Annotated in this window: 6 protein-coding genes and 1 pseudogene; 2 read left to right on the plus strand and 5 right to left on the minus strand. The window is 66.4% G+C overall.

What is annotated here, in order from left to right; all coding sequences use genetic code 11:
• The coding region (locus tag RWR81_RS11260) for an amino acid permease (protein WP_314457814.1) at positions 1–1042 on the plus strand (1042 nt) is incomplete at its 5' end.
• Positions 1043–1045: 3 nt separating this feature from the next.
• Entirely contained in the window at positions 1046–2044 is a 999-nt protein-coding gene (locus tag RWR81_RS11265) for an asparaginase (protein ID WP_314457817.1), read from the plus strand.
• A 138-nt stretch (positions 2045–2182) separates the two neighbouring features.
• Here the strand turns inward: RWR81_RS11265 and RWR81_RS11270 are convergent, their stop codons facing one another.
• The 5 genes and pseudogenes from RWR81_RS11270 to RWR81_RS11290 all read right to left on the minus strand — a co-directional run.
• The gene (locus RWR81_RS11270) at positions 2183–3709 is read right to left on the minus strand and encodes an alpha/beta hydrolase (RefSeq protein ID WP_314457823.1); all 1527 of its coding nucleotides are present in this window, start codon (positions 3707–3709) and stop codon (positions 2183–2185) included.
• Positions 3710–3896: 187 nt separating this feature from the next.
• On the minus strand, positions 3897–5618 hold the full coding sequence (locus RWR81_RS11275; protein WP_314457819.1) for an alpha/beta hydrolase: 1722 nt from the start codon (positions 5616–5618) through the stop codon (positions 3897–3899).
• Positions 5619–5716: 98 nt separating this feature from the next.
• Positions 5717–5980 carry an alpha/beta hydrolase gene (locus RWR81_RS11280; protein WP_314457825.1) on the minus strand — a complete coding sequence of 88 codons (264 nt, stop codon included), beginning with the start codon at positions 5978–5980 and terminating at the stop codon, positions 5717–5719.
• Positions 5981–6432: 452 nt separating this feature from the next.
• Positions 6433–7095 (minus strand): annotated as a pseudogene (locus tag RWR81_RS11285) (alpha/beta fold hydrolase); the annotation flags it as partial.
• Positions 7096–7576: 481 nt separating this feature from the next.
• Positions 7577–7884, minus strand: a 308-nt coding sequence (locus tag RWR81_RS11290) for a DNA polymerase III subunit delta' C-terminal domain-containing protein (protein WP_314457821.1), incomplete at its 5' end; no start/stop codon positions are given.

Below are 7884 nucleotides of genomic sequence, written 5' to 3' on the forward strand. Positions count from 1 at the left end.
GGCCGAGTTCTGGTTCGCACTCATCAAGGTCGCCGCCATCGTGTCCTTCATGGTGATCGCGATCATCGCCATTGTCCTCGGGCTCCACACCGATACCGCATCCAACGGCGATGAGATCACCGCAGGAGCTCATAACATTCTCGGAAACGGGGGCTTCTTCCCCGAGGGATTCCCGGTCGTCTTCGCCCTCACCCTCGGCGTGGTCTTCGCCTTCGGCGGCACGGAGATGGTGGGGGTGGCCGCCGGCGAGGCACAGGAGGCCAAGAAGATCCTGCCCAAGGCGATCAACTCGATGATTCTTCGCATCTTCGTGTTCTACGTCGGTTCCGTCATGCTGCTGGCACTGGTCCTTCCCTACACGTCCTACTCCAAAACCGAGTCTCCCTTCGTCACCTTCTTCTCCGGTATCGGGGTCCCTTATGCCGGCGACATCATTCAGGTCGTGGTTCTCACCGCCGCACTGTCCTCACTCAATGCCGGTCTGTACGCCACCGGACGCACCCTGCGCTCCATGGCAGTGGCCGGCGAGGCTCCCCGGGCCGCCGCTGGACTCAACAAGCACCGGGTTCCGACCGGCGGCATCACCATTACCTCCGCCCTGGGACTACTGGGGGTCCTGCTCAACGCCTACCTGCCCGGCGACGCCTTCGACATCGTCATGAACCTCGCCGGCATCGGTATCGCCGGAACCTGGGGCGCCATCCTCGTCACCCACCTCGCCTTCCTCAGAAAAGTGCGCCAGGGCAAGGAGGTGCGCCCTGCCTACCGGATGCCCGGCGCCCCCTGGACCAACTACGTGGCCCTGGCCTTCTTCACCGTCGTCGTCGCCTCGAACCTGACCGACCCGGCCGGGCGATGGACCCTGGCGCTGTTCGCGATCGTCATCGTCATGATGGTGGCGGGCTGGTATGCGGTGCGGGGACGCATCCGGGCAGACCTCCTCGAGGAGGTCCTCACCGAAGAGGCGGAGGGATCCGAACCCGCCTCACCGCACGACGCCGCCCCCTCCTCATCCGACAAGGCCTCACCGGCAGGAGCCTGACCCGTGCGCGTCCACATCACCTACACCGGAGGCACCATCGGTATGGTGGACTCCCCCCGCGGTCTCGTCCCCGGAGCAGATCTGCAGGGCTGGCTCGCCTCCCTGCTGAAAGGCACGCCCTTGGAGCACGTGGTGACGGTGACCCCGTTGGTCCCACTCATCGACTCCTCGAACGCCACCCCTCTGTCCTGGCAGGCGATCGTGGACGACCTGCGCGCCCACGCCGCCGATAACCCGGAGGCCGCTTTCGTGGTCCTGCACGGGACCGACACGATGGCCTACACCAGTGCCGCCCTGTCCTACGCGCTGACAGATCTGACCGTGCCGGTCGTCATCACTGGTTCCCAGCTCCCGCTGAGGGTACTGGGCTCGGATGCCGCCGCGAACGTCACCGGCGCTCTCAGGGCCGCCACCTCCGGCCGCGTCGACGGGGTCTCGCTCTTCTTCGGGCACCGGCTGCTGGCCGGCAACCGGGCGACGAAGTCCTCCTCGTGGGCCTTCACCGGTTTCGAGTCCCCCAACACCGCCCCGCTGGCCATCACCGGCGCCCCGTGGCAGTGGGCCGCGCCGACGCCGACGGGCATCGGCTGGAGGAACGCCGCGCCCTATGCGCGCCACGACGTCATCGTGGTCGACCTGACCCCGGGCATCACTGCGGCACGCCTGGAGGCGCTGCTGACGCCGCTGCCCGACGCCGTGATCCTGCGGGCCTTCGGGGTCGGCAACATCCCTTCCCAGGAGCCGGGTCTGCCCGACATCGTCGAACAGGTGGTCACCGCTGGGACTGCCGTGATCGTCACCTCCCAGTGCCATGAGGCCGAGGTGCTCCTGGGGCGCTACGAGGCCGGGGACGCGCTGGCCCGCAGCGGTGCCGTCGGCAGTCGCGACATGACCCTGGAGGCCGCCTACGCCAAGGTGCAGTTCCTGCTCTCGCAGGGGCTGCGGGGAGGCGAGCTGGCCCGGTGGATGGGGCGCTCCATCGCCGGTGAGCTGCGCGAGTGACGCACCGGATCCGATCCGGCCCGTTTCACAGGTCTCGGCCCCGGTCGGCGTGATTCGCCGACCGGGGCCGAGACCATGCCTACCGCGAGGCGCTACTGGGTGCTTCGGATCAGTGACGCACCAGGGCAGGAGGATGGGTCAGCAGGTCAGTCCCTCGTCAGGCATGGTCCCGTTGAGCAGGTAGGCGTCCACGGCATTCGTGACGCAGTCGTTGGAGCGCCCGTAGGCGGTGTGCCCGTCACCCTTCCAGGTGAGGAGCTGACCGGAGTCGAGCTGCTCGGCGAGCGCCTCGGACCACTCATAGGGGGTCGCCGGGTCGCCGGTGGTGCCCACCACGAGGATCGGCGCCGTACCGGGGGCCGTGATCTTCTCACGCTTACGAGTCGACTCGTGGCCCCAGCCCTGGCAGTAGGCGTTGGAGTAGAGCAGCTGAGAACCGAAGGTGGGAGAGGCCTCCTTGATGGCGGTGGCACTCTCCTCCCAGGAGGCCTCATCACCCTGAACCGGGAAGTCCAGGCAGTTGATCGGCATAATGGCCTCGGATTCGTTGCCGGAGTAGCTGCCGTCGGCCTGTCGGGTGGCGAATGCGTCAGCGAGCATCAGCAGCCCGCTTCCGTCCTGAGTCCCTGAGCCTCCCGTCGCCTGCGTCAGCGCCTGGCTGAGGGCGGGCCACAAGTCGGTCTGGTACAGCGACCCCAGGACCCCGTTCACGGCCAGGTCGTAGGTCAGCGGCCTCTTATCGTCCGAGGTCGGGATCGGCGCCGTCTTCACCGACTCCAGAAACTCCCGGATCTGGGAGACACCGGAGTCGACGTCTCCGCTCAAGGGACAGCCCTTGGAGCTCTGGCAGTTCTCCACATAGGTCCGCAGCGAGACCTCGAAGGCCTTGGCCTGCCCCAGATTCAGCTCCTCGAAACTCAGAGAGGGGTCCACAGCACCGTCGAGAACCAGGCGGCCCGTGGTACCCGGGAAGAGCTCGGCATAGGTGGCCCCCAGGTAGGTGCCGTAAGATAGGCCCAGGTAGGTGAGTGTCTGCTGGCCGTCAACCGCGCGCAGGATGTCGAGGTCGCGGGCAGCGCTGATCGTGTCGATGTGGTCCAGGAGCCCGGGAGTACTGGTCTTCGACTCACAGGCCGTGTTCATCTTCTGAGCCCGTTCAACGGTTGAGACGGCCGATACTACCGCCGGTTTGTTCGTACCGGCCCGCTCGGCGTCGAGTTCGGCATCGCTCAGGCAGTCGACCGCTGTTGAAGAGCCCACGCCCCGCGGATCGAAACCGACGACGTCGTAGGAGCCGGTGAGATTCTTGGAGAAGTAGCTTCCGGAGGCCTCCGCCAGTTGGATGCCCGATCCTCCCGGCCCGCCCGGGTTGACGAACAGGGAGCCGACCGACTCCCCGCTCGCCGCTCGCTTCTTCACCGCGATCTCGATCGTCTCTCCACCGGGGTTGGAGTAGTCCAGCGGCACCTTGACCTTGGTGCAGGTGAAACCGGTGTTCTCCCCGGACTTCACCTCCTCCATGCCTTTCTTGGCGCAGTCGTACCAAGAGATCTTCTGGTTGTAGAAGCTCTCCAAACCGGCCGGAATCGCCGGTGAGGCGGACGCGGTGGCCGGTGCGGCAGTGATGTTCGAGCCGTACTGACACGCCGTTAGACCAGCGCCCATCAGGAGCGCCGCAACGGCGGCCAGGAGCTTCTTGGAACGAGGACGAAGGGGACAAGGGTTCTCAATAGTCACGATAGGAAGATTACGGTGCGGGAGCGCCCGGCTCCTCCTCCTCAAGAAGGATTATTGTCACCCATCACCGGTCATACCGGAGTTGTGACGGATTCGTCCTGAAGTCGCGCTGACATCACTCTCCGTCCTTGCAGACCAGCCCCGGCTCCGGCATCGTCCCGCCGATGAGGTACTCGTCAACCGCGCTGTGGATGCACGCGTCAGCGCGCCCGTAGGCGGTGTGCCCGTTGCCCTCCCAGGTGAGAAGCCGGCCGGACTCGAGCTGGTCGGCGAGGGCCTCGGACCACGCGTAGGGGGCCGCCGGGTCGCCGGTGACGCCCACCACCAGAATGGGGGCGGCCCCCTGGGCGTGAATCGTCGCCGGCCTGCGGGTCCCGTTGTGCCCCCAGGCCCGGCAGCGCACGTCCTGATTGCTCAGGGAGGCACCGAAGGTCGGCGATTCCTGGATGTTCTGTTGATACTCCTTCTCCCAGGCGGCCATATCACCCTGGGCGGGGATGTCGAGGCAGTTGACGGCGTAGAAGGTCGGCACGCTGACACCGGCCGTCGCAGGTCCGTGAAGCATCTGGAAGTAGGTTCCTTCCTGCTGGGAGACGGCCTGGTCGAGGGCGTAGGTCAGGGCGCTCCAGTACTCGGAGGAGTACATGAGGCGACGGACGACGACGCGGATCATGCTGCCGTCCACGGTGGCATTCGGGTCGGAGGTTCTCAGCGGTTCCTGGTCCGCAGCAGTGATGAGATCGCGGATCTGCTGCACCCCGGCATCAGTACCTCCGGTGAGCGGGCACCCCGGGCCCAGCTGGCCGGCCTGGCACTTCTCGACGTAGACGCGCAGCGAGTTCTCAAAGCCCTTGGCCTGAGCGGAGGCCCGCTCTCCCAGCGACAGACTGGGATCCATGGCTCCGTCGAACACCATGCGGCCGGTGTTGGCGGGAAAGAGCTCGGCGTAGTGGGCCCCCAGGTAGGTGCCGTAGGAGAAGCCCAGATAGTTGAGCTTCTCGTCCCCGGACAGGGCCCGCAGGACATCAAGGTCCCGGGCCACCGAGACGGTGTCCACATGGTCCAGGAGTCCCACCGGCTTGGTGCCAGCGGAGCACTGGCTCTCCTTCTGCGTGAAGTCCCTGATGATCTCATCGACCAGTGCCTGGAAGCTGATGTCGCCCGTCGCCGCGCCGTCGGCGATGGGGTCCTGGGCATCCCGGAAGGGGGTGGGGTCTGCGCCGGCGGCGTCGGCACTGATGGGGCCAGGGAGGGGATCGTCGGCGCCCATGGCTCCGGGGACCGCCCCGTCGGGGACCGCCTCTCCGTCGACGTCGCAGGTGATGGGGGTCGAGTCTCCGACGCCGCGGGGGTCGAAGCCGATGATGTCGTAGAACTTGTTGAGGTCGGGCGAGAACTGGCTCTCATTCTTCTCCACCATGTCCACCCCCGAGTATCCGGGGCCGCCGGGGTTGATGAAGAGGCTGCCCCGATGGATCGAGCCGGGGGCCACATGCTTCTTCATGGCGATCTCAATAGTCTCATCATCAGGCTGGGAGTAGTCCAAGGGCACCTTCACCTTCGCACACTTGAACGCCGTCGCCTCCGCCGACCTCTCCATCCCCCCGGTAGCACCACAGTCGTACCACTCCACCGTCTGACCGTAGAACGACTCCAACCCCGCAGGAACCGCAGCCCCAGCCACACTCGACCCCACCCCCGGAGTCGGAGCCACAGCCGCCGCAGGAACCACACCGGCCCCCACCCCCAGACACACACCCGCCACAGCCGCCAACACCCCGACAGCCACCCGACCACGTTCCGGCGCGATATCGTCCTGGACAGTGCGATGTTTCATACCTTTTTTCATGGACGATATGTTACAAACTGAACTTGCCGTCTGTGCGCGGTTGCCGACCACGGCTTGAAATGCCCACGAACCCATGGGGCGGGCGGCTACTTCTGATCTTGGCAGACCTGCTCGGGCTCCGGCAGCTCCCCGGTGAGCAGGTAGGAGTCCACCGTCTCCGTGCACGCGACCGAGCGCCCATAAGCGGTGTGCCCGTTGCCCTCCCGGGTGAGCAGCCGGCCGGAGTCGAGTTGTTCAGCCAAGGATCTGGCCCACTGGTAGGGCGTCGCCGGTGGAGCCGACCACCAGGATGGGCGAGGCACCCTGGACGCGAATCGGCGTGGGCCCGTGGGTCCCGTTGTGCCCCCCACGCCTGGCAGGAGAGGTCGACACTCGCCGCCATGCCGCCGAAGACAGGGGCCTCCCGTCTGATTTCCTGATGCCGTGCCGACCAGACGGCCATGTCGCCGTCGACCGGGTAATCCAAGCAGCTGATGGCCTCACGGACAGCGGCGGTGTGGACGACGTCGGCCACGGTCTGGTCCGTCGTCTGCCGGAAGAGTGAGCCACCGCGCCGGTTGACGGCCTCGTCCAAGGAGGAGGTGAGGTCGCCCCAGGTCCGCTCGTCGCCGTACAGGCTGTACATGATTGCCGAGCGGATCTCGGTCCCGGTCACCGGGCGGTTCGGATCCGAGGTCGGCAGAGGCGACTGGTCGGCAAAAGCGATGAGGTCCCCGACCTGCTGCACCCCGGCGTCGGTGCCGCCGGTGAGTGGGCAGTCCTGTCCCGCCTGGCACCAGTCGACGAAGGTTCGCAGCGCTCGTTCCATGCCCTTCATCGCCCCTGCCTGCCGTTCATACAGGGAGATGCTTGGGTCCAGGGCTCCGTCGAGGACCATGCGGCCGGTGTTGGCGGGGAAGAGCTCGGCGCAGAAAGCGCCCAGATAGGTGCCGTAGGAGGCACCCAGGTAGTCGAGCTTCTCATTGCCGGACAGGGCCCGCAGGACATCAAGGTCCCGGGCCACCGAGACGGTGTCCACATGATCCAGAAGCCCGGCCGGCTTGGTATTAGCGGCGCAGTCGGCCTCCGTCTGCTTGATCTTTGCAGCGATCTGGGGCGCTCGCTGCTCGAACGTCGAGCCGGCGCCGGCCGGAGCGGCCGGAGCCGCCTCTGCGACGGCAGGCGCCTCAGGAGTGGCGGTGCAGGTGATGGGGGTCGAGGCCCCCACACCGCGGGGGTCGAAGCCGACAATGTCGTAGGAGCCCTGCACTCCGGCGAAAATCGTCTCCGCAGCGGCCTCGACGTACTGAACCCCGGACCCGCCGGGGCCGCCGGGGTTGATGAAGAGGCTGCCCCGATGGATCGAGCCGGGGGCCACATGCTTCTTCATGGCGATCTCAATAGTCTCATCATCAGGCTGGGAGTAGTCCAAGGGCACCTTCACCTTCGCACACTTGAACGCCGTCGCCTCCGCCGACCTCTCCATCCCCCCGGTAGCACCACAGTCGTACCACTCCACCGTCTGACCGTAGAACGACTCCAACCCCGCAGGAACCGCAGCCCCAGCCACACTCGACCCCACCCCCGGAGTCGGAGCCACAGCCGCCGCAGGAACCACACCGGCCCCCACCCCCAGACACACACCCGCCACAGCCGCCAACACCCCGACAGCCACCCGACCACGTTCCGGTCACCGAAGCGTCTCCAGCTCGCATCCTTCCTCTTCCCACCGCAGAAACGGCGCGCTTCCAGTCATCGTGCTGCTTCAGTCTTACTGCCATGCTCGGAATCATAAAAAACGACCAGTCGCCACGTGATCCACCTTAAGGATGAGAGAGACTTTCGCTCTCATCCCCTTACAGAATGAGTTTCCTACCTACCGGGAAGAATCCTCAACGATGGGCACCCCCTGGCGGCAGCTCACCCCACATGGAGACACCAATGCCAGCCAACGTCGAAGAACGGCGTTACCGCGCTACGGCCTGGGGACGCAGCTGGACCATGAGGGCCTCGACGGCCAGCAGCGGGGCGGCATTGGAGCGCAGCCGGCTGCGGCACTCCTCGATGGCGGTGATCCGGGCCAGGGACTGCTCGGGACTCGTGCTGCGGGCGGCCTGATCGACGGCGTCGGACAGGTCGAGGTTGACGCGCTCGACGTCGCTGCCCATCTGGGTGGTGAGCACATCGCGGTAGAAGGACAGCAGGTCAATCATGGCCCGATCCAGGACATCGGTGCGGGCGCGCTTGGCGCGGCGCTTCTGGTCCTCCTCGAGCT

The sequence above is a fragment of the uncultured Actinomyces sp. genome (genome assembly GCF_963526355.1).
Lineage (GTDB): Bacteria > Actinomycetota > Actinomycetes > Actinomycetales > Actinomycetaceae > Actinomyces.